General features: G+C 59.9%; 24 protein-coding genes. 16 read left to right on the top strand and 8 right to left on the bottom strand.

Annotated features, from left to right (window positions below):
- Positions 1-80: 80 nt before the first annotated feature.
- Positions 81-2,132, bottom strand: a complete 2,052-nt coding sequence (locus KQ940_RS16870; protein WP_217414961.1) for an NADH:flavin oxidoreductase — start codon at positions 2,130-2,132, stop codon at positions 81-83.
- Positions 2,133-2,335: 203 nt separating this feature from the next.
- Between KQ940_RS16870 and KQ940_RS16865 the strand changes: the two genes are divergently transcribed.
- From KQ940_RS16865 to nifS, 13 genes are all read left to right on the top strand, one after another.
- Entirely contained in the window at positions 2,336-2,965 is a 630-nt protein-coding gene (locus KQ940_RS16865; RefSeq protein WP_246590147.1) for a TetR/AcrR family transcriptional regulator, read from the top strand.
- 355 nt (positions 2,966-3,320) lie between these two features.
- The gene (gene nifE, locus KQ940_RS16860) at positions 3,321-4,754 is read left to right on the top strand and encodes a nitrogenase iron-molybdenum cofactor biosynthesis protein NifE (RefSeq protein WP_217414959.1); all 1,434 of its coding nucleotides are present in this window, start codon (positions 3,321-3,323) and stop codon (positions 4,752-4,754) included.
- Positions 4,747-6,129 (top strand): nitrogenase iron-molybdenum cofactor biosynthesis protein NifN, encoded by a 1,383-nt coding sequence (nifN, locus tag KQ940_RS16855; RefSeq protein ID WP_217414958.1) that lies wholly within the window; start codon positions 4,747-4,749, stop codon positions 6,127-6,129. The genes nifE and nifN overlap by 8 nt, the downstream gene beginning before the upstream one ends.
- 1 nt (position 6,130) lies before the next feature.
- Positions 6,131-6,604, top strand: a complete 474-nt coding sequence (locus KQ940_RS16850) for a NifB/NifX family molybdenum-iron cluster-binding protein (RefSeq protein WP_217414957.1) — start codon at positions 6,131-6,133, stop codon at positions 6,602-6,604.
- Positions 6,605-6,665: 61 nt separating this feature from the next.
- Positions 6,666-7,133 (top strand): NifX-associated nitrogen fixation protein, encoded by a 468-nt coding sequence (locus tag KQ940_RS16845; RefSeq protein ID WP_217414956.1) that lies wholly within the window; start codon positions 6,666-6,668, stop codon positions 7,131-7,133.
- A 30-nt stretch (positions 7,134-7,163) separates the two neighbouring features.
- Positions 7,164-7,370: a CCE_0567 family metalloprotein gene (locus KQ940_RS16840; RefSeq protein ID WP_217414955.1), complete on the top strand. Its 207-nt coding sequence runs from the start codon at positions 7,164-7,166 to the stop codon at positions 7,368-7,370.
- 29 nt (positions 7,371-7,399) lie between these two features.
- Entirely contained in the window at positions 7,400-7,699 is a 300-nt protein-coding gene (gene fdxB, locus KQ940_RS16835; protein WP_217414954.1) for a ferredoxin III, nif-specific, read from the top strand.
- 43 nt (positions 7,700-7,742) lie between these two features.
- The gene (locus tag KQ940_RS16830; RefSeq protein ID WP_217414952.1) at positions 7,743-8,066 is read left to right on the top strand and encodes a (2Fe-2S) ferredoxin domain-containing protein; all 324 of its coding nucleotides are present in this window, start codon (positions 7,743-7,745) and stop codon (positions 8,064-8,066) included.
- 63 nt (positions 8,067-8,129) lie between these two features.
- Entirely contained in the window at positions 8,130-8,504 is a 375-nt protein-coding gene (locus tag KQ940_RS16825; protein ID WP_217414951.1) for a hypothetical protein, read from the top strand.
- A gap of 10 nt (positions 8,505-8,514) precedes the next feature.
- Complete coding sequence (locus tag KQ940_RS16820; protein ID WP_217414950.1) at positions 8,515-8,922, top strand: hypothetical protein; 408 nt, start codon at positions 8,515-8,517, stop codon at positions 8,920-8,922.
- 256 nt (positions 8,923-9,178) lie between these two features.
- Positions 9,179-9,502: a HesB/IscA family protein gene (locus tag KQ940_RS16815; protein ID WP_217414949.1), complete on the top strand. Its 324-nt coding sequence runs from the start codon at positions 9,179-9,181 to the stop codon at positions 9,500-9,502.
- Between the two features lie 38 nt (positions 9,503-9,540).
- The gene (gene nifU, locus KQ940_RS16810; RefSeq protein ID WP_217414948.1) at positions 9,541-10,443 is read left to right on the top strand and encodes a Fe-S cluster assembly protein NifU; all 903 of its coding nucleotides are present in this window, start codon (positions 9,541-9,543) and stop codon (positions 10,441-10,443) included.
- Positions 10,444-10,445: 2 nt separating this feature from the next.
- A complete protein-coding gene (nifS, locus tag KQ940_RS16805) occupies positions 10,446-11,669 on the top strand; it encodes a cysteine desulfurase NifS (RefSeq protein WP_217414947.1) in 1,224 nt (407 codons plus the stop codon).
- A 77-nt stretch (positions 11,670-11,746) separates the two neighbouring features.
- On the opposite strand, the gene KQ940_RS16800 is transcribed toward nifS, so the two are convergent.
- A complete protein-coding gene (locus tag KQ940_RS16800) occupies positions 11,747-12,202 on the bottom strand; it encodes an Lrp/AsnC family transcriptional regulator (protein ID WP_217414946.1) in 456 nt (151 codons plus the stop codon).
- Between the two features lie 124 nt (positions 12,203-12,326).
- On the opposite strand from KQ940_RS16800, the gene KQ940_RS16795 reads away from it, so the two are divergent.
- The gene (locus KQ940_RS16795) at positions 12,327-13,427 is read left to right on the top strand and encodes a PLP-dependent cysteine synthase family protein (RefSeq protein ID WP_217414944.1); all 1,101 of its coding nucleotides are present in this window, start codon (positions 12,327-12,329) and stop codon (positions 13,425-13,427) included.
- Between the two features lie 14 nt (positions 13,428-13,441).
- Here KQ940_RS16795 and KQ940_RS16790 read toward each other — a convergent pair whose 3' ends face one another.
- Entirely contained in the window at positions 13,442-14,002 is a 561-nt protein-coding gene (locus tag KQ940_RS16790) for a ZrgA family zinc uptake protein (RefSeq protein WP_217414943.1), read from the bottom strand.
- Between the two features lie 344 nt (positions 14,003-14,346).
- Here KQ940_RS16790 and KQ940_RS16785 point away from each other — a divergent pair, with 344 nt between their 5' ends.
- Positions 14,347-14,958: a TetR/AcrR family transcriptional regulator gene (locus KQ940_RS16785; RefSeq protein WP_217414942.1), complete on the top strand. Its 612-nt coding sequence runs from the start codon at positions 14,347-14,349 to the stop codon at positions 14,956-14,958.
- Positions 14,951-15,559, top strand: coding sequence for a DNA-3-methyladenine glycosylase I (locus tag KQ940_RS16780; RefSeq protein ID WP_217414941.1), 609 nt, complete (start codon positions 14,951-14,953; stop codon positions 15,557-15,559). Before KQ940_RS16785 ends, KQ940_RS16780 begins: the two co-directional genes overlap by 8 nt.
- Positions 15,560-15,659: 100 nt before the next feature.
- On the opposite strand, the gene KQ940_RS16775 is transcribed toward KQ940_RS16780, so the two are convergent.
- The 5 genes from KQ940_RS16775 to KQ940_RS16755 form a co-directional block, all read right to left on the bottom strand.
- Positions 15,660-15,842, bottom strand: coding sequence for a hypothetical protein (locus KQ940_RS16775; RefSeq protein ID WP_217414940.1), 183 nt, complete (start codon positions 15,840-15,842; stop codon positions 15,660-15,662).
- Positions 15,843-16,335: 493 nt separating this feature from the next.
- Positions 16,336-19,512, bottom strand: a complete 3,177-nt coding sequence (locus KQ940_RS16770) for an NAD-glutamate dehydrogenase domain-containing protein (protein WP_217414939.1) — start codon at positions 19,510-19,512, stop codon at positions 16,336-16,338.
- A 178-nt stretch (positions 19,513-19,690) separates the two neighbouring features.
- Positions 19,691-20,998, bottom strand: coding sequence for a TRAP transporter large permease (locus tag KQ940_RS16765; RefSeq protein WP_217414938.1), 1,308 nt, complete (start codon positions 20,996-20,998; stop codon positions 19,691-19,693).
- The gene (locus tag KQ940_RS16760; protein WP_217414937.1) at positions 20,998-21,516 is read right to left on the bottom strand and encodes a TRAP transporter small permease; all 519 of its coding nucleotides are present in this window, start codon (positions 21,514-21,516) and stop codon (positions 20,998-21,000) included. Before KQ940_RS16760 ends, KQ940_RS16765 begins: the two co-directional genes overlap by 1 nt.
- 57 nt (positions 21,517-21,573) lie before the next feature.
- Positions 21,574-22,545 (bottom strand): TRAP transporter substrate-binding protein, encoded by a 972-nt coding sequence (locus KQ940_RS16755; RefSeq protein WP_217414936.1) that lies wholly within the window; start codon positions 22,543-22,545, stop codon positions 21,574-21,576.
- Between the last annotated feature and the right edge of the window lie 35 nt (positions 22,546-22,580).

Below are 22,580 nucleotides of genomic sequence, written 5' to 3'. Positions count from 1 at the left end.
ACTTCTCTCTAAAACCGGGTGTTCAGGGGGCGCCAGATCTTTCGCTAGCCATTCGGACTAACGTCAGAGCGGCCGGCGATTCAGATATCCTTCATCAGACGCAGTGCGTCGTAGATGGCGGCGTGGGTGTTGCGGGCCGACACCGCATCGCCGATACGGAACAGCTGGTACTTGCCCTCTGGGTTACGCTCGACGGACTGCGGCGTACCGTTGATCAGCTGATCGTGGGATATCTCGCCCAGGTTGGATGAGTGCGGCTTCAAATCGAAATACAGATCATCCATTGGAATCACGCCGTGGCTCACCACCACTTGGTCAAATTCGCGTTCTTGGGCGACGCCGCCCTCGCCGTTGCCAAGATAGTCGCTACCGATATGGACCTTGAGACCTGTCGCGGTTTTCTCCACCGACTGCAGGCGATAGGTCACGGTAAAGCGGGTATCCAGTTTCTGCAGGGTGCGCATGTAGGGCACCAGGTTCATCGCCATTACCTCGGGAGCGAATGAGCGGTCCGGCGTCATGATCTCGACCTTGGCGCCGGTTTTGGCGATCACCTCCGCGGCCTGCAGTCCGGAGTGGTCGCCGGCATCGTCATAAACCAGGACGTTTTTACCGGGTTTCACATCGCCGGAGATGATCTCCCAAGTAGAGATCACATGTTCGTTACCGCGAGACAAAACCTCGGTATGGGGGAGGCCGCCGGTGGCGATGACAACCACATCGGGGCTTTCCGCTTCGATCTCTTCACTTTCTGCGTAGGTGTTGAACTGAAAGCGCACGCCGAGGCGTTCACACTGGGCCATGCGCCAGTCGATGATCGAGATCATCTCGCGACGCCGCTCACTCTGTGACGTCAGGCGTATCTGACCACCGGGCTGGTTCGCGGCTTCGAACACCACCACCTCATGGCCGCGCTCTCCGGCAACACGGGCGGCTTCAAGACCGCCAGGACCGGCACCGACGATCACTACCTTCTTGCGTATCTCGGCCTTGGCGATCTCGTGCGGCATCGTCTCTTCACGCCCGGTTGCGGCGTTGTGGATGCAGTAGGCGGAGCCGCCCTGGTAGATACGGTCCAGGCAGTAGTTGGCGCCGACACAGGGGCGAATCTCATCTTCGCGCTTCTCGATGATCTTGCGCACGATATGCGGGTCGGTCATATGCGCACGGGTCATGCCGACCAGATCGACCTTGCCCGAGGCGACGGCATAGCGAGCGGTGGCGACATCGGAGATCTTCGCGGCATGGAACACCGGGAAGTCGGTGGCAGCGCGGATCTCGCCGGCGAAATCCAGGTGCGGGTTGTTCTGCATCCCCTGGATCGGGATGGTGTCGGTCAAACCGGCATCGGTGTCGATGTGACCACGCACCACATTGAGGAAGTCCACCATGCCGCTCTCTTTCAGACGGCGGGAGATCTCCAGGCCATCCTCCTGGGTCAGGCCGTTGGGCAGCAACTCGTCACCGGTGTAGCGCATGCCGACGATGAAGTCGTTACCCACGCGTTTACGGATCTCGCTGAGCACATCGAAGGTGAAACGCAGGCGATTATCCAGTGAGCCGCCGTAGGGACCGTCCAGCTCGTTGGTCAGCGGCGACCAGAACTGGTCCATCAGGTGGCCGTAGGCCTGAAGCTCGATGCCATCCATGCCCCCGGCCTTCATCCGCTCGGCGGCATCGGCGTAGTCCTTGATGATGCGCTCGATATCCCAGTCTTCCATCTTCTTCGGGAAGGCGCGATGTGCCGCTTCACGATGATGTGACGGCGATACCACCGGCAGCCAGTTGCCCTTGTCCCAGCGTGTACGACGGCCCAGGTGAGTGAGCTGAATCATGATCGCAGCGCCCTGTTCGTGTACGGCGTCGGTCAGGTCCTTCATCCAGGGTACCACTTCATCTTTGTAGACCAGCAGGTTGTTGAACACCGGAGGGCTGTCTTTCGATACCGCCGCCGACCCCGCGGTCATCGTCATCGCAACGCCACCCTTGGCGCGCTCCACATGGTAGGCACGGTAGCGCCCCTTCGGCATGCCGTCCTCGGGATAGGCGGGCTCGTGGGCCGTCATGATGATGCGATTGCGCAGGGTCAGATTTTTGATTGTGTATGGCTGCAAAAGCGGGTCATTGGACATGATCGGGCTCCGGCTCAATGTCTGTTGTTTGGACCGATGTCTCGTGTTGCAGGACGTCGTTCGGGTTGATGGGACTGATCCTAGGTGGAATGTACAGATGTGTCAAGAAAATGTACTTTTGTGTTTATTGTCGCCCGCTGCGTGTACATTTTGCCGGTTGATTGGGTATAAAGACGGCTATGAATAAGGCTATGAACAAGAACATGACGAGTGAGAGCGGTTGGCGCGGATCTCCCGATCTCTGGCTGGATGCGGCCGGTGAGATCCTGCTTGAGTCGGGTGTCGAGGCGGTCAAGATCGCGGCCTTGGCGAAAAAGCTGAAGTTGTCACGGACCAGTTTCTACTGGTTCTTCCAGGACCGGGAGGAGTTGCTGGATGCGCTGGTGAAGAAGTGGAAAGACAAGAATACCGGCAACCTGATCCGGCAGTCGCAGGCCTATGCGGATTCGCTGGCCGAGGCCACGCTCAACGTATTCGATTGCTGGCTGGATCAGAGCCTGTTCGACTCCCGGTTTGAGTTCGCCATGCGCAGCTGGGCGCTGCAATCGAAAGCGATACTGGAAGAGGTGCAGCTCGCCGACAGGCAGCGGCTCGAGGCGTTATGCACCATGTTTCAACGCTATGGCTTTGATGAAACAGCGGCCGATGTTCATGCAAGAACAATCTACCTGGTGCAGATCGGTTATATATCGATGCAGACCGATGAATCGCTCGAGGTCAGGATGCAGCGTATTCCCGAGTACGTGAAGACCTTCACCGGCGAGTATCCGAAGAGAAACGAGCTGGAGCGTTTCTACTTCAAACACCGCTATACGGAGACAGGGGCCGAATAAGGTCTATACATTCGTTGTCGGCGGGGCGGCGACGATCCCCACTATTGTCAGCTAGGATTCTGCTATCTATCCGGTTACCTGGACGGGGGATAGCTGCCCCTGTCCACCTCCAGCCCCCTGATACACTAGTCGTCGTGCTGTTTGATCCTGTACCGCTGAGTCGGCAATCGGTTTTGTTGCGTTCCTTCCATACCTTTCCCTGTATGTGACTTTGTTGCCTTTCCAACATCGGTTTGTACGGGTTGTATATCGTTAAATCAATAACTTATGTCTGGCATATCGGTTGCAGGTTGATTACGGACAGAGGCTTTTACTGTGTCTGAAAGCTATCAACGCCGTGTAACCGGAGGGTCCGATGAAAGCCAAGGATATCGCCGAACTGCTGGACGAACCGGCATGTGAGCACAACAAGAAGGAGAAGTCCGGTTGTGCCAAGCCCAAGCCTGGCGCCTCTGCCGGTGGCTGCGCCTTTGATGGCGCGCAGATCGCGCTGCTGCCGATCGCCGATGTGGCGCATATCGTTCACGGCCCCATCGCCTGTGCCGGCAGCTCTTGGGATAACCGCGGCACCCGCTCCAGTGGCCCGACCCTCTACCGCATCGGTATGACCACCGACCTGACCGAGCAGGATGTGATCATGGGGCGGGGCGAGAAGCGCCTGTTCCACTCCATCAAGCAGGCGATCGACAACTACAGTCCGGCGGCGGTCTTCGTTTACAACACCTGCGTCCCCGCGCTGATCGGCGACGACGTGGATGCGGTGTGCAAGGCGGCCACCGAACGCTGGGGCACGCCGGTGGTGCCGGTGGACGGCGCCGGTTTCTACGGCACCAAGAACCTGGGTAACCGCATCGCCGGCGAGGCGATGTTCAAGCATGTGATCGGCACCCGCGATCCCGATCCTGTGCCCGAGGCGGGCAGGCGTGAGGGGATCAGGGTGCATGATGTGAACTTGGTCGGCGAGTACAACATCGCCGGTGAGTTCTGGCATGTGCTGCCGCTGCTCGACGAGTTGGGTATCCGCGTGCTCTGTACCCTGTCCGGCGATGCCCGCTTTCGCGAAGTGCAGACCATGCACAAGGCGGAGTGCACGATGATGGTCTGCTCCAAGGCGATGCTCAACGTGGCGCGCAAGATGGAGAGCAAGTATGGCATCCCCTGGTTCGAGGGCAGTTTCTACGGCATCACCGATACCTCCCAGGCGCTGCGCGACTTCGCCCGACTAATCGATGATCCGGACCTGACCACGCGCACCGAGGCGCTGATCGCGCGGGAAGAGCGCCGTATCCGCACCGCTCTGGAGCCCTGGCGTGAGCGCCTCGCGGGCAAGCGCGTACTGCTCTACACCGGAGGGGTGAAATCCTGGTCGGTGGTCTCGGCGCTGCAGGACTTAGGGATGAAGGTGGTCGCCACCGGTACCAAGAAGTCTACAGAAGAGGACAAGGCGCGCATCCGCGAGTTGATGGGCGAAGACACCAAGATGATCGAGGAGGGCGGCGCCAGGGAGCTGATCAATATCGTGCATGAATACAGGGCCGATATCCTGATCGCCGGCGGCCGTAACCTCTACACCGCGCTGAAGGCGCGCATCCCCTTCCTCGATATCAACCAGGAACGCGAGTTTGGGTACGCCGGCTACGAAGGGATGCTGGAGCTGGTCCGCCAGCTGGCGCTCACCATCGAGAGCCCGATCTGGACCTCGGTACGCGAACCGGCGCCTTGGGGCGACTACGGCGACAGTATCGAACCGCTGCAACTGACCGATGTGCCGGAGGTGATCCATGGCTGAGATCAACAAGCGTAAAAAGCCGTTGGCGGTCAGCCCACTGAAGGCGAGCCAGACCATGGGCGCGGCGCTGGCCTACCTGGGCTTTAACCGCAGTATGCCGCTGATGCATGGCAGTCAGGGCTGCACGGCGTTCGCCAAGGTGTTCTTCGTGCGCCACTTCCGTGAGCCGATTCCGCTGCAGACCACGGCGATGGATCAGGTCAGCTCGATCATGGGCGCCGACGACAATATCGTCGAGGCACTGAAGACGATCAGCGAGAAGCAGAAACCGGCCCTGATCGGCCTGTGCAGCACCGGCCTGGCCGAGACTCAGGGCTGCGATCTGAACGGCGCGGTGGGTACCTTTCGCCGTCGCCATCCGGAGTTCGACAAGGTTGCGGTGGTGGCGGCCAATACGCCGGATTTCAGCGGCTGCTTCGAGACCGGTTACGCGTTGGCGCTGAAGGGGATCATCGAGTCGCTGGTGCCGGAATCCGATCGCGCCGGACGCCGCCAGCGTCAGGTCAATGTGCTCTGTGGCTGCTACCTGACTCCGGGCGATCTCGAGTACATCTGCGACACGATCGAGAGCTTTGGCCTGCGCCCGCTGCTGATCCCCGACCTGTCAGGCTCGCTCGACGGCCACCTGCCCAGCGAGGAGTACTGTCCGCTGACCAGCGGCGGTCTCACCCTGGATGAGTTGGCCACCTGCGTCGAAAGCCGGGCCACGCTGGTGATCGGTGCTTCGCTGGCCGAGTCCGGTTGGCTGTTGGAGCAGCGCAGCGGTGTGAAAAGCTACAACTTCTCCCATCTGCACACGCTGAAAGCGGTGGATCGCTGGTTGATGACGCTGGCGGAGATCTCCGGCAACGAGGTCCCGAGCCGCTGGCGCCGACACCGCGCCCAGCTGCAGGACGCCATGCTCGATACCCACTTCATGCTTGGACAACTGCGTGTTGCCATCGCGGCCGATCCCGATCTGTTGCTGTCGATGCACGATCTGGTAGTCAGCATGGGCGCCGAGGTGGTTACCGCTGTCGCGCCGGCGAAGGGGCCGGCGCTGACCGAACTGGCGCTGCCGCAGGTACAGATCGGTGACTTGGAGGATCTGGAACAGGATGCCCGTGAATACCGCGCGGAACTGCTGATCGGCAACAGTCATCTGGCGGAAACCTCGCAGCGGCTGCATACACCGCACCTGCGCGCAGGGTTCCCGCAGTACGACTATGTCGGCGGCTTCCAGCGCGTCTGGTGTGGCTATCGCGGCATCCAGCAGATACTGTTCGATATCGCCAACCTCAAGCTGTCGCAGCATGAGGAGATCAGGCCCTATCACTCGATCTATGCCCAGAAACAGGATGGCGAGCCTCAGATGAGGATGGCCGCGGGAGCCTGATATGACACCGCTGACACGGCGGCTCGAGGTCGTCGGAAGTGCACGGGAGCTGGAAATTCTACGTGTCGCCTTCGCGACCACGGATCGGGAGACGGTAAACCAGCACTTCGGTTCGGCGCTGGCTTTTGCCATCTACGGCGTCAATGACCGCACCTCCTGGCTGATCTCGGTGTGCGAGTTTGCCGACGTCAGCGAGGAGGACAACGAGGAGCGGTTGCCTGTGAAGATCGCGCAGCTCTCCGGCTGTGCCGCTGTCTATTGCCGGGCCTGCGGCGCATCGGCGGTACGCCAACTGCTGGAGAACGGCATCCAGCCGGTCAGGGTGACCGATGAGGCGCCGATCGGCGAGCTGCTGTCGGCGTTGCAGGATGAGCTGCGCGAAGGGCCCTCCAGCTGGTTGGCCAAGGCGATTCGTCGGCAGCAGCACGCGCTAAAACGTTTTGATTCGATGGAAGCCGAGGGCTGGGACGAGTAACCGGTCCCGATTTCCGATAACAGGTTCCATATAACAGGTTCAAATCCTTTGGAGAACAACGATGAGCGATATGACGATTGAGCCTGGCTCAGCCTCTCTGGCCGCGCCGTTTATCAAGCAGATGATCGTCCAGCTGCGGGCGATGGATAGCTACGGTACCTACGATACCTGGGGGGACGAGAAGGTGCTGGACCCGATGATCCTGACCAAGGCGCGTCGCCGCGAGATTCCGGTGGTCGGCGATCCGGACGAGGTGGTCGTGTCCCGCGTCAAGGCGTACTACAACGCTATCGCGGTGCGTGTAGAGCAGGAGTGCGGTCTGATGGCGGTGCCGATGATTAACCTGAGCCATGAAGGTTTCGGTCGTGCCCTGATCATGGTCGGCAAGCTGGTCGTCATCGACAAGGCGCTGCGCGATGTACACCGCTTCGGTTTCGATTCCGTCGAGAAACTGGACGAGGAGGCGGAAAAACTGGTCGCCCGTGCGCTGACCACGATCGAGAAGTTCCGCGCCGCCGCCGAGGACTGAACCACATTTACAGTTGAAGTAGGGGGAGCTATGACCGACGAAGAACTGAAGAAACTGCAGAAAGAGGCGCGCAAGGCGAAGCGCATCGCCACCGAATGCGCCTCGGCGGTCCACGATCTGGTCGAGGACAGCCTCTGGACCGATTATTCGAGCCTGCCCGAGTTGGCGCAAAAAACCGTCGATGCCTGCCTGGCCTGGAGGTCCGCTCAGGACCGGCTGGACGCGCTCGAAGGCTAATGGAACAAGGTAAATCAGGAGTCCGTGAAATGTCTGCAGAGCTTATAACAGGGCGCACCCGCGGCGGTGCCGAGTGGGTGCCCAGTTTCGTCAACGATCTGAACCAGAAAACCTGTATCGGTTGTGGTCGTTGCTACAAGGTGTGTCCGCGCGATGTGTTCGAACTGGTCGAGCGAGGCGAAGCCCTGGCCGATGATGACGACGATTTCGATGACGACGACGAGATGATGGTGATGTCGATCGCCAACTCCGACGATTGCATCGGTTGTCAGTCCTGCTTCCGAGTCTGTCCGAAGCAGTGTCACAGCCACGAGCCGGCTGCGGCCTGACCGTAGGCGCTAACCCGTAGTTGCTAACCAGAGGAGCAGGATCATGCCAAGACCTCAAGCCCATGTATTCGTCTGCAGTCAGCAGCGCCCCGAAGGCCATCCCCGTGGCAGCTGCGGCGCCGCCGGTGCCTCCATCGTTGTACAGGCCTTTTCCGAGGAGATTGCCAAGCGCAACCTGTTCCAGCAGTTCGCGGTCACCGCGACCGGTTGCCTCGGCCCCTGCCATCTCGGTGCCAACGTGCTGATCTATCCGGGCTCGCACCTGTACAAGGCGGTCAAGCCGGCGGACGTTAACCGTATTATCGAGGAGCACCTGCTCGGCGGTAATCCGGTGACCGAGCTGCTGGCGCCTGAAGTTGAGTGGTAAGAGCGGAGTGGTAAGTGAGTGATCAGCGAGCAATAACCGCACTCATTTGACGGGGGACAAACGATGGATAGTGCCACCCAGGCGCTCCTGGACAGCTATCGAGCGCTGCTGGATGCGGCCTGCGTAGCGGGGCGTGAACGGCTGCACAAGACCGGTCTAGACATGGCGATGTTACCGGATACGGACCAGTTTCGTTTTGAACAGCAGGCCGATCCGTACACCGGCGAGCCGACCCTGAACGGCCGCTGGAGCCTGGATGGCAGCCAACGTCGTGCTCAGTTGGTGATCAATGCCGACGGCTCGCTGCTGCTGGAGTGTGATCTGCTCTGCCCACATCCCGCATATGAGGGGCGCTGGGCGGAGCAACTGAGCATCTGGGGACGTGATCGCGACAATCTCAAGTCGGAGATCGCACTGTTGGCAGAACTGGAAGGGTGATCGCCAAGAGATGCGCGTAATCGTTGCCCACCTTCACGCCATCAGCGCGCGGCTGCACTTCTGGCTGGTGGAGTACGACACCGGCCCTTCGGTGTGCCTGCCCACCCCTCTGGCCAAACTCTCCATACTGCATGACGACCACGAACCCACAAACCTCGTTCCGCACCCGGCACAGATGGTCCGGGCTATCGCAGAGCTGATTGGATTGAAGCCGGAGCAGCTGAGTGTGGCCAGTGCCACTCTGGGTTGGGTCGAGCAGCCGGGTGAATGGACGCCCGTGGCACTGCTGCGGATCAACGGCGACCAACTGCCGAACCTGGAGGGCGGGCGTTTTATAACGCTGATGGATCTGCTGCAGTTGCCGATCACCGAACGGCTGTTGCTGCGCAATGCCTACGAAGCCCTGTTGGGTGACTAGGTTAGGTGGCTAAGTTAGGTGACCACGTCAGTTGAATAAGTCGGGTGGGTAAGCCGGGCCTTTGGCCGGCATGTAGCAAACCCGACACTCCCCACCAAAACCCACCAATGTTGTTCTTTGGACGCCGACAAAAATACACGTAAATAATGTGTGTATATTGTTATCTGCATGAAATAAAAGGGTAATTTTTGTTTCCTGTCGCTGGCACCCCGATTGCACCGGTCTAGGCAAGCAACGATCCGGCGAGGAGAACGCAATGATACAGCTCACAGAAAACGCAATCGGTGCAGTCGCCCGTTTCATTGAGAATGCCAGCAAGCCTGTCGTAGGGCTGCGGATTCGTGTCGATGGCGGCGGCTGTTCCGGCTTCCAGTACGGTATGAAGTTGGAGGAGAGCGCCGCCGAAGACGATCAGGTCGTTGAGGTCGGCGGTCTCAAGATTCTGGTCGATCCCGCCAGCCAGCCACTGCTCGACAACGTGACCGTCGATTTCCTCGACGGTCTCGAAGGCAGCGGCTTCAAATTCGAAAACCCGAACGCCACCCAGAGCTGCGGTTGCGGCAAATCGTTCGCGTGTTAATGGCCTAACCGGCAACAATCGACTCAGGAGTTCAAGCGATGTGGGATTATTCTGAAAAGGTACAAGAGCATTTCTACAACCCGAAAAATGCCGGGGCAGTCGAAGGGGCCAACGGGGTAGGTGATGTAGGTTCGATCAGCTGTGGTGATGCGCTGCGGCTGACGCTGAAGGTGGAACCGGAGACCGAAGTGATTCTGGATGCCGGTTTCCAAACCTTCGGTTGCGGCTCCGCTATCGCATCCTCTTCCGCACTGACCGAGATGATCAAGGGGCTGACCCTGGATGAGGCGCTGAAGATCAGCAACCAGGATATCGCCGACTATCTGGATGGCCTGCCGCCGGAGAAGATGCACTGTTCGGTGATGGGGCGTGAAGCGTTGCAGGCGGCGGTCGCCAACTACCGTGGCGAGGTTTGGGAAGATGATCACGAAGAGGGCGCGCTGGTGTGCAAGTGCTTCGCGGTTGACCAAGTGATGATCGAAGACACCATTCGCGCCAACAACCTGCACACGGTGGAAGAGGTGACCAACTACACCAAGGCCGGTGGCGGTTGCTCATCCTGCCATGAAGGGATCGAGAATATCCTGACCCGCGTGCTGGCCGAGAAGGGGGAGACCTTCGTTGCCGGCGTTGCGGCAGTTGCCAAACCTGCTACTGCCAAGGCGCCGGAAGTGCCGAAGCTGGGTACCCTGGCCCGTATCCGCAAGATCGAGACGGTGCTCGACTCTATCCGTCCGGCGCTGCAGGCCGACAACGGTGATGTCGAGCTGGTCGATGTGGATGGCAAGAATATCTACGTTCACCTCACCGGCGCCTGCACCGGTTGCCAGATGGCGGCGATGACCCTGGGCGGTATCCAGCAGCGTCTGATCGAAGAGCTGGGCGAGTTCGTCAAGGTGATTCCGGCGTCCAAAGAAGCACTCGTTAGCATGGAGGGCTGAGCATGAACACTACTCACCTCGAGGATATATATCTCGATAACAACGCAACCACGATGGTGGACCCGGCCGTCTTTGAAGAGATGAAGCCCTACTTCTGCGAGCAGTTCGGCAACCCCTCCTCATTGCACAGCTTTGGCAACAAGGTCGGTTTTGCCCTGAAGAGGGCACGCAAGCAGATCCAGGATCTGCTCGGTGCCGAGCATGATTCCGAGATCATCTTCACCTCCTGCGGTACCGAGTCGGACTCCACCGCAATCCTCTCGGCGCTGAAGGCGCAGCCTGAACGCAAGGAGATCATCACCACCCTGGTCGAGCATCCCGCCGTGCTGACCCTGTGCGAGTACCTGGAGACCGAAGGCTATACCGTGCACAAGCTGGAGGTGGACTCCAAGGGCCGTCTGGACTTGGACAAGTACCGGTCACTACTCAGCGACAAAGTCGCCGTGGTCAGCGTGATGTGGGCCAACAACGAAAGCGGCACCATCTTCCCGATCGAGGAGATGGCACAGCTGGCGGCCGAGCAGGGCATCATGTTCCACACCGACGCCGTTCAGGCGGTGGGCAAGATCCCGATCAATCTGAAGGATAGCGCGATCAGCATGTTGTCCCTGTCCGGGCACAAGCTGCATGCGCCGAAGGGGATCGGCGTGCTCTACCTGCGCCGCGGCGTGCGCTACCGTCCGCTGCTGCGCGGCGGTCATCAGGAGCGTGGGCGTCGTGCCGGCACCGAGAACGCACCGGCCATTGTCGGTCTGGGCAAGGCCTGCGAACTGGCGGCCGAGCACATGGCGTTCGAAAACACCCAGGTCAAGGCGATGCGTGATCGTCTGGAGCAGGGGATTCTCGCCGCGGTACCGAACTGCTTCGTCACCGGCGATCCGGACAACCGCCTGCCCAATACCGCCAGCATCGCCTTTGAGTATATCGAGGGGGAAGCGATCCTGCTGTTGCTGAACAAGGTGGGTATCGCCGCATCCTCCGGCTCCGCCTGTACCTCGGGCTCTCTGGAACCCTCGCATGTGATGCGCGCCATGGGCATTCCCTACACCGCCGCACATGGCACCGTGCGCTTCTCCTTCTCCCGTTACAACACCATGGCGGAGGTGGAGCGTGTGATCAAGGAGGTGCCGCCGATCGTCGCCAAGCTGCGCAAGCTCTCGCCCTACTGGGGTGAGAACGGTCCGGTGGAGAATCCGGGAGAAGCATTTGCACCGGTCTACGCCTGATCCTAGGTGGGCAGCAAAACGGAGGCTCTCGGGCCTCCGTTCTTCATCGTGCCCGGCGGCAAAGGCTAGGGCAAAGGCTAGGGCAGAGGCAGGGCGGTGGTGTACTTGATCTGCTCCATGGCAAAGTTGGAGGAGATATCCGCCAAGCCATCGATGCTGCCGATCAGTTTCTTGTAGAAACGGTCGTAGGCGGCGATATCGCTGACCACCACCCGCAGCAGGTAATCCCATTCGCCGGACATGCGGTAGAACTCGACCACCTCGTCGAACCGTGAAGCCGTAGCGGCAAAACGCTCCAGCCAGTCGCTGTCGTGATGCTTGGTCTTGATCTGTACGAATACCGACAGCCCCAGCCCCAGGCGATCCTGATCGAGCAGTGCCACCCGTGCCTTGATATAACCATCCTCCTCCAGCCTCTTGACCCGCTTCCAGCAGGGCGTCGTGGACAGGTTGACGGCTTCGGCCAGGTCCTTCAGTGCAATGGTTGCATCTCGCTGGAGAATGGAGAGGATATGACGGTCGAAATTATCCATTCTTTATTTTGGCTTTTGGTGAGAAAATTTTTCTACATATTAGCGCTTTGATGGAAAAGATAGGAAAAATATTTCGTCGGGATTCCCTAGAATTTTACCTATATCAATCGTCGGGAAATCCAGCATGTCCACCGCCACTCTTTCAGTACCTCGCCCCGAGGTGAAAGTTCGCCAATCAGTCGAGACAGGTAACTGGGCCGGTTGGGCCATGCGGCGTCTGGCCAGCGACCGGCAGCGCAGTGCCGATACCCACCTGATCAAGCTCGAAATCCCGTTGCTGACGGGGATCGATCTCTACCTGAAGGATGAGAGCAGCCATCCCACCGGCAGTCTCAAACACCGACTGGCGCGCTCCCTGTTTACCCATGCGATCTGCAGCGGCAGGGTCAACGCGGGAACGCCGATCGTCGAGGCCTCCTCCGGCAGCAGTGCGGTCTCCGAGGCCTATTTCGCCAGGCTGTTGGGCCTGCCATTCACGGCAGTAATGCCGCTGAGCACGGCAAAAAAGAAGATCGAACAGATCGAGCGTTTTGGCGGCCGCTGCCATTTTGTCAACGAAGCTAGCGAGGTGTACGGCGAGGCGCGCCGTCTGGCGCGTGAAACCGGCGGTCACTACATGGACCAGTTCACCTATGCCGAACAGGCCACCGACTGGCGCGGGGAGGACAGCATCGCCGCCAGCATCGACCGGCAGATGGCGGAGGAGGAGCATCCGCAGCCGGCGGCGATCGTGATGAGTGCCGGCACCGGTGGCACTGCTGCGACGCTGGGACGCTATATTCGCTACCAGGGCTATGCGACCAAGCTGATTGTGGTGGACCCTGAGAATTCGGTGTTCTACGACAGCTATCGCAGTGGCGATCGTGCTCTCAAAGGACTGGGCGGCAGCCGCATCGAAGGGATAGGCCGACCCCAAGTGGAGCCATCGTTCCTGCCGGAGCTGATCGACGCGATGTTCAAGGTGCCTGATGCCGCCAGCATAGCCGCCATCTACTGGCTGGAGCGGATCAGCGGTCGGCGTGCCGGCGCCTCCACCGGCACCAACCTCTGGGGGGCGCTGCAGCTCGCCGCTGAGATGAAAGAGCGCGGGGAGCAGGGCTCGATCGTTACGCTAATGTGCGATGGCGGCGAGCGCTACCTCGATACCTACTGGAAGCGGGAGTGGGTCGAAGCACAGATCGGCTGTCTTGAGCGCTACGAGACAGTGCTCAGTCAGTATGCCTGAACTGCCTGTTTCGCTCAGGGCAACCGCAACACCGTGTCGCCGGGCGTCAACTGCTGACGGCTCTGCTGCTCTCCGGCAATCTTCACCTGCACGCTTTCCAGGCTGGGGAAGTGCTCGAACAGCTTGACCTGGGCGCTATCGAAGCGTTGCGGATTGGCGCACAGGAAACTGTAGGTGAAGTTGAGGTCCAGATGCTCGGCGACAACCGAGTCGGCGTTGCTGTCCATGATCTCCGGTGCAACTCCGCGCCCGGATATCACATGATGCTTGCCCAGGTGGACCTGGCTCAGCGTACAGCCGGCAGCGGCAGGTAACACGATCCAGTAGGCCGGGTCGCGCATGGCGCGTTCCAGTGCTTGATCTTTAGCACTTGCTTCGGCGCTGAAGGGTTGATGCTCCGAGCCCAGAAAATCGACGGCGGCGCCACGCAAGTAGATAACCAGTTCCAGGTTTCTGAACGCCAATTGCAGGGTGGCGTTGCCGTGCGTATGGCTGTTGAGGCCGTCTTGCGCAAATGTCGGGCTGGCGACGAGAAAGGCGAGCAGTGCAGTACCGAGCCGTTTAGGTATGGACATCTGGACTCCTTGTCTAAACTGGGTGTTTAAATGCCTATTGTGCGGTTGTCACCTCTAGATAGCCAAGCTTTTCGGCACAACAATGGCTTGGCCATGATCTTGTGTAACGAGAGTCGCGACAAGCGGTGAACTAGCTGCAGACAAGATGCGGTACTTTTCTATCCGTTGATCCGATCTATTGATACGACCGATTGGTTCCGTAGTTGACGGAATAGGACGGGTGTCCTATTTTGGGTTTAGGACATACGTCCTACGAAGTTGCCGCCGAAAAGAGGTATTCGCATGGTCGGGAATCCGATCCTGTTCTACGAAAACGTTAACTCGCGATCGATGGAGGCTATAGGGTGCTAAGGGCCACGCGCGAACAGATTGTGGAGGCGGCGGACCAGCTGTTCTATCAGCAGGGGTACGAGCACACCTCGTTCAAGCATATCGCCGACGCGGTGCAGATATCGCGTGGTAACTTCTACTATCACTTCAAAACCAAAGACGAAATTCTGGCGGCCGTGATAGAGCATCGTCTGGAGAAAACACGAAAGATGTTGGCACAGTGGCAAGCCCAAGGACGAGACCCGGTGGAGTGTATTCGTTGTTTTATCCGCATTCTGATCATGAATCAGAGCAAGATTCTGCAACACGGCTGCCCCGTGGGTACGCTGACCAGTGAGCTGGCGAAGCTTGGCCATGCGGCACAGCGGGATGCCAACGGCTTGTTTACCCTGTTCAGGGAGTGGCTGGCCGGGCAGTTCCGGCGGTTGGGCGCCGGAGCGGCTGCCGACGAACTGGCGATGCATCTGCTGGCCCGCAGTCAGGGGGTCGCGACCCTGGCCAATGCGTTCAACGACAAGGGGTTTATCGAGCAGGAGGTAAAGCAGATGGAGGGCTGGCTGGATAGCAACGCGAAGCGTTTGGCTGAACAGAACAACAAACAGCAAGAGGGTAGAAAATATGAGTAAAACCGTCAATGGACCCGATGGTGAGCCGCGCTGCGGCTGGTGTGGACAGGTGGAGGAATTTTTTCCCTATCATGACCGGGAGTGGGGCTTTCCGGTCGATGATGATCGACGGCTGTTTGAAAAACTCTGCCTGGAAAGTTTTCAGTCGGGGCTGAGCTGGCGCACGATTCTGGCCAAGCGGGAGAATTTCCGCAACGCCTTCCAGCAGTTCGATTTTCACAAGGTTGCACGGTTCGACCAGCAGGATGTGCAGCGCCTGCTGCAGGATGAGGGCATAGTACGCCACCGCGGTAAGATCGAGGCGGTGATCAATAATGCCCAGCGGGCGATTGAACTGGTCGAACGTGAAGGCTCGATCGCCGCTTTTGTCTGGCGCTATGAACCGGATCCGGCACAACACGGTGCACCGCAATCGGTTTCCACCTCACCGGAGTCGGTGGCGATGTCGAAAGAGCTGAAAAAGCGTGGTTGGAAGTTCGTCGGCCCGACCACCGTGTTTGCCTTTATGCAGGCGATGGGGCTGGTCAACGATCATGTCGAAGGCTGCGTAACGCGGGAACAGGTGGCTAAGGTTAGAGAGGGATTCAAGATTCCGCGGTAGCTGGAAAAAAAGTATGCAGTCATGAGCGCCAGGGCGGCAATCTATGCGGATCGACCTCCTGAGGGCCATGCTTGTCGGGGCTGTTTGCTACCCAGCCTCTTCAATTTGAAGAGAGGATAAAACAGCGCTCTTCGTTAAACTCCAGATCTCTAGCTTCGAGGGAGATGTGAGCAATCAATTCTCTCTCGATCAGTTTTTCGTCCTTTGCCTCACTCTGGCGATACAGAATTGACTTGGGGACTTCATCCATTGTTGTCTGGGGGAATGGGGCTGTGCTGTTCATTTTTCAGACACTCCGCTGTCTTTTGTTCTTGGGATATTTAATTCCAAAGTAGTCGTCATATTCGGGCTGTCAAATCACGCTGACGTACGCAGAAGACAGCGGTTGATCTATATCAATAGCCGCTTTCATCTGGTGCTAATAGCCGGACTCAGCACCAGCTCGGTGCACCGCAATCGGTATCCACCTCTCCCGAGTCGGTAGTGTTGCCTGCACGCGATCATATCGATAGGGGGAGGTAAAAATGGGTCGCCAACTGGTGCAAGCTGACGACCCAAGGGACACGACTCATGGGGGTGCAGTCGGTCCGATCCGCTTCAGTTTGAGGAGCGGATAAAACAGCGCTCTTCCCTGAGCTCCTGATCTCCCACCGTGGATGACCTGCGAGTGGTCAGACCATGCCCGGAGTGAGATCTGTTTACATCCCCGCCGAACACTCGCCTTGTGGATGAGCGGGGGGCATACGGTGTAGCGTCGCTGGAGTACGATTTGGTTTTCATGTGGCGTTTACTCCGTTGTCGGAGAGGTTCAGGTTGGTCAGGCTCTGGGCCAGATAGACCAGCATCGTCAGGTGGCGGCTCGGTTGAGCGCGGATATCGGCGATCCGTTCCTGGAACTGCGTTATTGCCTTGGTCGCCGGACTGGCATCTTCATCGACCGCGGCTGGGTTAGCCAAAGAGACCAGGCTGCATAGGTGGCGCTTGATACTGCGATCGATCAGATCGACCACAGCTTGTTTGGCCTTGCGGTGCCAGCGATCATAGGCAGGGAGCTGTTCGACCTCCCTTCGCAACCAGAACAGTTCCATACGCAGGTTGAGCGAAAGGTACTCGGCGGCGATGAAGCACGGGCTTAACCAGGTTTTCTGCGCCAGGTCGGCGATGTCGAAGGCATAGTAAAGGTACTCAAGTGCGTCGATCTCCGATTCGAGGGGGCTCGTATCGTTGTTGGCGAGCAGTTGCAGTCTGGCCAACTGGATTCGGGTGTGGGCGACGGCGTCGCTGTAAAGCTCGATCAGCGCCTCGGTGCTCTGACTCCAGTCGGCGTTTTCCAGCACCCAGTGGGTCGCTCGCAGCAACGGGTGGTGGATACGCAGGTGCAGATCCATCTGGGCATCGTTGCTGACGCCGAGTCCGAGGGATTCTATCGAGCTGATCAGCGCGGGAACATCCAACGCCTCACGGGCAACCGTGTAGGAGCGGATCCAGCGCGCACAGTTGACGCCAGACTCCTCCAGCAGGCGCAGGCTGAAGGTGGCACCCATGCGGTTCATCACCTGGTTGGTGAGCTGGGTCGCCAGGATCTCCCGGCGCAGCGGATGAGCAGCGATGGCATCGGCATAGTCCTGCTGCAGTCGTGATGGAAAATAGCGGTACAACTCGGCGGTGATATGCGGGTCGTCGATGATATCGCTCTCGACCAGCTTCTCGAACACCAGGCTCTTGGTATAGGCCAGCAGCACGGCGATCTCCGGTCGGGTCAGCCCCTGCCGGTTGGCGATGCGGGTTTCGATCTCGGCATCATCCGGCAACCGCTCCAACTGCCGATCCAGACGTCCCTCCCGCTCCAGCAGTTGAATGAGCTGGGCGTGCTGGGCGATAAAATCCGGTGCGGTATGGTTGGACTGACTCAGCATCTTGCTCTGCTGGTAGTTGTTACGCAGCACCAGTTCCGCCACCTCGTCGGTCATCTCTTCGAGCAGCCGGTCGCGTCGTGTCGGATCGATACGCCCTTCGCGTACCAGTTGGTCGAGCAGGATCTTGATATTGACCTCATGGTCGGAGCAGTCGACTCCGGCGGAGTTGTCCACCGCATCGGTGGTGATCAGTCCGCCACGGCGGGCGAACTCCACCCGAGCGGCCTGGGTCAGCCCCAGGTTGCCACCCTCGACCACCACCTTCGCGCGCAGCTCGGCTCCGGTGACGCGCAGCGCGTCGTTGGTACGGTCGCCCACCTCACTGTCGCGCTCATGCTCGGCGCGGACATAGGTGCCGATGCCGCCGTTCCAGAGCAGATCCACGTCGGCGCGCAGGATCGCCCGGATCAGGCTGTCGGGGTCGAGATGGTCGACCTGGCCCTCGATCCCCAGTGCTTGGCGCATCTGCGGCGACAGCGGGATGCGCTTGGCGCTGCGCAAGAACACGCCGCCACCTTCGGAGATCGCCTCGGCACAGTAATCCTGCCAGCTTGAACCGGGCAGGCCGAACAGGCGTTGACGCTCCTGGTAGGCCGCCACGGGATCGGGCGATGGATCGATAAAGATGTGCTGGTGATTGAACGCCGCGATCAGCCTGATCTGGCGGGAGAGCAGCATGCCGTTGCCGAACACGTCGCCGGACATATCGCCGATACCCACCACGCGGAAGGGGGTGCTTTGAATATCCTTACCGAGCTCCTTGAACAGGCGTAGGCTGGACTCCCAGGCACCGCGGGCGGTGATCCCCATCCGCTTATGGTCGTAGCCTTGGGATCCGCCGGAGGCGAAGGCGTCGCCCAGCCAGAATCCGGCCGCTTGGGCAATGGCATTGGCGGTATCGGAGAAAGTGGCCGTGCCCTTGTCGGCAGCCACCACCAGGTAGGCATCGTCGCCGTCGTGGCGTACCACCCGCGGCGGCGGCAGGATACCGGATTCGTCACGGTTGTCGGTCAGGTCCAGCAGTGCGCGGATGTAGCAGGCGTAGGCGCGACGGACCTGCTCGACGCGCACCTTTGCCGGTGCAGATGGGTCCAGCTGCTTGACCACGAAGCCGCCCTTGGCGCCGGTGGGCACGATCACCGCATTCTTCACCATCTGTGCCTTCATCAGCCCCAGTATCTCGGTACGATAATCCTCCATCCGTTCGGACCAGCGCAGACCGCCGCGGGCCACCTTGCCGCCGCGCAGATGCACACCTTCCAGCAGCGGGCTAAAGACAAAGATCTCGTAGGCGGGTACCGGCTTGGGCATGGCGGCTATCCGGCTTGGCTCGAACTTGAAAGCCAGGCAGCGGTCGGGTTCCGACCAGACCTCCTCGAGGAAGAAGTTGGTGCGCAGCATCGCCTCGATCACCTCGATATAGGCGCGCATAATGCGGTCCTCGTCCAGAGAGGCCACCCTGTCGACAAGTGTCGCCAGTGTGGCACGAATCGAGTCCGGGCAGGGGGCGTCAGGAGCCCGATCGGGATCCAGGCGGACCAGGAATAGCTGCACGATCGTCTGTGCAATCACCGGATGGCGGCATAGCGTTGCTTCCATGTAGCTCTTGCTGAACGGCAGGTTTATCTGGGTCAGGTAATGCGCCACCGCACGCAGCAGCATGCAACCGCGAAGATCGAGCTCGGCCAGCGTGACCAGGCGGTTGAAGCCGTCGTTGTCCACCTGGCCGCGACCGATTGCGAGCAGGGTTTCAACGAAGCGCCCCTGCATGCTGGCCGACTTGAGCAGGGTGCCCGCCTGCGGTCTCAGGCTCAGTGCCACCTGCCACCCGGTTTCGGTCTGGCTACTGCGGGAGGTGAGCACCTCTACGCCCAGGTTCTCGACCATCGGCAGCAGTCTGGAGAGCGCAATCAGCGCTCCCGAACCGTGCACGGAAAAGCCGATGCTGTTCGTGTGGGGTTCAGGATCGGCGAAGTCGCCGCGTTGGATCAGGGGATGGCTCGCGAATGAGTCATCTGCACGAACCTCTGTATTCATGGTGTCTGTCTAACCTCGAGAGGGGAGTTAGGCCCCGTTCATAGTGTGTGAAAGCCGTTGGGTGTCATATGCCGGACAAAAGCCGCCCCGGCACCATTGTCGGGGGCTTGGTGTGATATCGAAGCGGCGTTTGGCGTTGGCGGTCAGGCGAGGTGTCGGGATGTTCAGCTCATACCGATCACCGTTGACTCATGGTCGTGGGCAGGTAGGTGGCGATGGCCGGGAACCAGGTGATCAGCACGATGGCGGTCAGGATCAGCAGGAAGAACGGCAGCGCAGCGCGCGCCACGTAGAGGATATCTTTGCCGGTCAACGCCTGGATAACGAACAGGTTGAATCCGACCGGCGGGGTGATCTGCGACATCTCCACCACCAGCACGATGTAGATGCCGAACCAGATCAGGTCGATATTCGCCTGCTGCACCATCGGTAGCACCACGGCCACGGTCAGCACAACCACCGAGATGCCGTCGAGGAAACAGCCCAGCGCCACGAACAGAATGGTCAGCGCCAGCAGCAACTCGTAGGGCGACAGCGCCAGGGTACCTATCCAGGCGGCCAGCGCCTTTGGAATACCGAGAAAGCCCATGGCCAGAGTCAGGAAGTGGGCACCGATCAGGATCAGGCCGATCATGCAGGAACTCTTGACCGCACCGAGCAGACTCTCGGAAAAACTGGCGCGGCTGAGGCTGCCGGTCAGCTTGGCCAGGATCAGGGCGCCGAATACGCCCAGTGCTGCCGCTTCGGTCGGGGTGGTGAAACCGCCGTAGATCGAGCCGAGCACGAAGACGATCAGCCCGACGATCGGCAGCAGCTTGCGCAGTGCGCCGATCTTGGCCGCCAGTGAGATCTGCTCCTTGCTGTGCTGCGGCAGTTCGTGTCGATTGAACAGCGACCAGACCATGGTGTAGCTCATGAACATCCCCACCAGCAACAGCCCCGGCAGCGCGCCGGCGATGAACAGGCGCCCGATCGATACCTCTGCCGCCACGCCGTAGACGATCAGAATGATCGACGGCGGGATCAGCAGGCCAAGGGTACCGGAACCGGCCAGGGTGCCTATCGCCATGCGGTCGCTGTAGCCCTGGGCCTTCAGCTCCGGCAGCGTCATGCGGCCGATGGTGGCGGCGGTGGCGGCGGACGAGCCGGATACCGCAGCGAAGATGCCACAGCTCAGCACGTTTACATGCAGCAGTTTGCCGGGCAGGCCGCCCAGCCAGGGGGCAAGGCCCTTGAACAGATCCTCGGACAGCCGAGTGCGGAACAGCACCTCGCCCATCCAGATGAACATCGGCAGCGCGGTCAGCGACCAGCCGGTACTGGCGCCCCAACTGGAGGTGGCGAACAGCAGGCCGATCTGCTCGTTACCGGACAGGTACAGGCCGAGCACGCCGACACCCACCAGTGCCAGCGCCACCCAGACACCGGCGGCCAGCATCAGCAGCATTGCCACGGCCAGAACGATCGAAAGCAGGGCGGTATCCATCACACCTCCTCCAGGTTAAGCTCATCTTCATGAGTGCGGTAAGAGGGAGTTCGGCCGCGCAGCATACGGATCAGATCATCGAGCAGCGCCAGATTGAACGCGAACATGCCGAGGGCTAAAGGCACCTGCGGCATCCAGAGAGGAATCGGCACATAGCCGTACGATACCTCTTCAAAAATGTAGGACTCCCACACCATATGACCGCAATAGAAGGTCATGAAACTGACCAGAGCGAAAGCCAGGAGCAGCACGCTCAACTCCTGCAGGTAACGCAGACGCGGCGGCCAGTTCTGGATCACCAGAATGACGCGGATATGACCGCCTTCGCGGAAGGTGTAGGCCAGCCCGAAAAAAGTGGCGGCAGCCAGCGCATAGCCGGAGAAGTCTTCGGCTGAAGGGACGATAAAACCAAAAAAACGACCGACGATCTGGGCCAGGATAATGAGCATGATCAGAATGATGCACAGTCCCGACAGGTAACCGGATGTCAGGTAGAATTTGTCTCGAAGCGACTTCATTTGGGGAGCCTCGCTCGCGTGGCTCCGGGCCGATGCCCGGAGCCCGCGTCTGACCTGTTACTGATTGTACTGGTTCAATATAGCGGACACTTCCTCGGGTGCTTCGTCCTGCCACTCCTTGATCATCACTTCACCGATCTGCTTCAGCTCCTGCACCAGTTCGGCAGAGGGCTCGGTAACGGTAATACCGTGTTCGGCCAGGGACTGGGTGTCTTCGGTCGCCTTCACGCGCACCCCTTTCCAACCCTTGGCTTCGGCGTTGGCAGCGGCTTCAACCAAGGCGTCCTGCATGCTCTTGTCCAGGCGCTTGAAGGCGCGGGAGTTGACCACCACGATGTTCTTCGGAATCCAGGCGTTGATGGCGTTGTAGTGACCCAGGTAGTCCCAGGCCTGACCATTCACGCCGGTGGAGGGCGAGGTGATCATGGCATCGACGATGCCGGTGCTGAACGCCTGCGGAATCTCCGGTACCTGAATGGTGACCGGGGTGGTGCCCATCAGGTCGGCCAGACGTGAGGTGGAGGGGCTGTAGGCCCGCATCTTCAGACCCTTGAGGTCGGCCAGGGTGTTGACCGGTATCTTGGTGTACAGGCTCTGGGCAGGCCAGGGTACGGTGTAGAGCAGTTGCATCCCCTCTTTCGCCAGTTGCTTTTCAAGCTCGGGCTTGGTGGCCGCCCAGAGTTTTTCGGCGTCGTCGTAGGTGGTGGCAAGGAAGGGGATATTGTCGTGCTTGAACACCGGATGGGTGTTGCCCATGATGCCGATGAATACCTCGCCGAGCTGTACCTGGCCGGTCTTCACCGCGCGCGGTATCTCCGGGTGCTCGATCAGCGAAGCACCTGAATGAACGGTGATACTCATGGCGCCGTTGGTCTTGGCCTTGACCTCTTCGGCGAACTCGTAGGCGATCTGGGTCGGCAGGTTGGCATCCCCGTAGGGGGTCGGCATGTTCCATTTTTCAGCCTGGGCGGCGGAGGCGCTCAGGCCGCCGATCAGACAGGCCGAGACCAAGAGTTTCTTTGCAGTCATTGTTTTTCTCCCGCTGTGGTTTTGTATTGTGGATT

The sequence above is a fragment of the Marinobacterium ramblicola genome (genome assembly GCF_019084545.1).
Classification (GTDB): domain Bacteria; phylum Pseudomonadota; class Gammaproteobacteria; order Pseudomonadales; family Balneatricaceae; genus Marinobacterium_D; species Marinobacterium_D ramblicola.
Note: the sequence above shows the minus strand (reverse complement) of the source record. Positions and strands in the feature narration are given on the sequence as shown.